2 protein-coding genes are annotated in these 1,255 nt (G+C 59.1%); both read left to right on the forward strand.

Annotation, left to right across the window (positions count from 1 at the left end; translation table 11 throughout):
- Positions 1-542, forward strand: a 542-nt coding sequence (locus C0Z16_RS36975; protein ID WP_158244587.1) for a tyrosine-type recombinase/integrase, incomplete at its 5' end; no start/stop codon positions are given.
- On the forward strand, positions 539-1,255 hold a 717-nt coding region (locus C0Z16_RS36980; protein ID WP_102636847.1), incomplete at its 3' end, for a tyrosine-type recombinase/integrase. The genes C0Z16_RS36975 and C0Z16_RS36980, both read left to right, overlap by 4 nt.

Raw genomic sequence — 1,255 nt, forward strand, 5'->3', positions numbered from 1 at the left:
CACAAACGTATGCGACATTAATTGCCCTGCTGTTAGCCACGGGCATGCGGATCTCGGAGGCCCTGAACCTGCGCCTTGCCGACATGACTTCCGAAGGACTGCTCATTCGAAAGAGCAAATTCCAGAAGACCCGTCTGGTTCCACTGCACGAGACAGCGGTGGCGGGTTTGCAGAGGTATTTAGCACTGCGGCGACGAGCCTGCTCGGGTGACGACCATGTGTTCGTTGATGACGACGGTCACGCGCTCAGATACACGGTTACTTACTGGATGTTCCAGAAGCTGCTGAAGTTCGCCGGCATCGGCACCACCCACAACGGCCACCGTCCCCGCTTGCATGAGCTCAGACACACGTTCGCCGTCAGGGCACTGGAGGCAAGCCCGGAAGGCCGAGACCAGGTCGGGCGGCACATGTTGGCCCTTGCGACCTATATGGGACACGTCAACATCAACGCCACCTATTGGTACCTCGAGGCCACGCCCGAGCTCCTGCGCGACATCGCTGACGCCGCAGAGGGGTTTCTCACCGGAGAAGAGAAATGATGCCGATCGCACCGCACATTGTTGCATTCCTTCGTCAAAACCTTGCCCATGAGAGAGGCGCCAGCCAACACACCTGCGACTCCTATGCTTGCACCTTCCAGCTTCTGTTCGAGTTCGCCGCCAAGCGACTCAAGGTGACGCCCTCGTCACTGGCACTGGAGCAGCTCGATGCGAGGCTGATCAGCGACTTCCTGGAATATCTCGAAGATGCGCGCCACAATTCGCCTGAGACGCGTAATGTCCGGCTGGCTGCAATCAGGTCATTCTTCCACTTCCTTGAGTATCGCGAACCCGCGATTCTTGAGCAAGCGCGACGAATCCTGGGCATTCCCTATAAGAAAACCGATTCCCGTCTGGTGCCATATCTCCTCGAGGATGAGGTTCGGGCTCTGCTCGATGCGCCAGATCCGTCAACGCGCGAGGGTATTCGGGACCGGGCGATGCTGCATCTGGCCATCTGCGGCGGCCTGCGTGTATCGGAGCTGACGGGATTGCATACCGCCGATGTTGTGCTCCCGTCGTTGAGCATCCGTGTTCACGGCAAAGGCCGGCGGGAGCGCGCGTTGCCCCTGTGGAAAACGACCGCTAACGCGTTGCGTGCCTGGATGGTGGTACGGGGAACTGTCGCAGTACCGGAATTGTTCGTTAATGCACGGGGCGAAGCGATGAGCCGTTGGGGTTTCGCGTATGTCCTTAAATGCCACACTGCGACG

Source organism: Paraburkholderia rhynchosiae, assembly GCF_002879865.1.
Taxonomy (GTDB): domain Bacteria; phylum Pseudomonadota; class Gammaproteobacteria; order Burkholderiales; family Burkholderiaceae; genus Paraburkholderia; species Paraburkholderia rhynchosiae.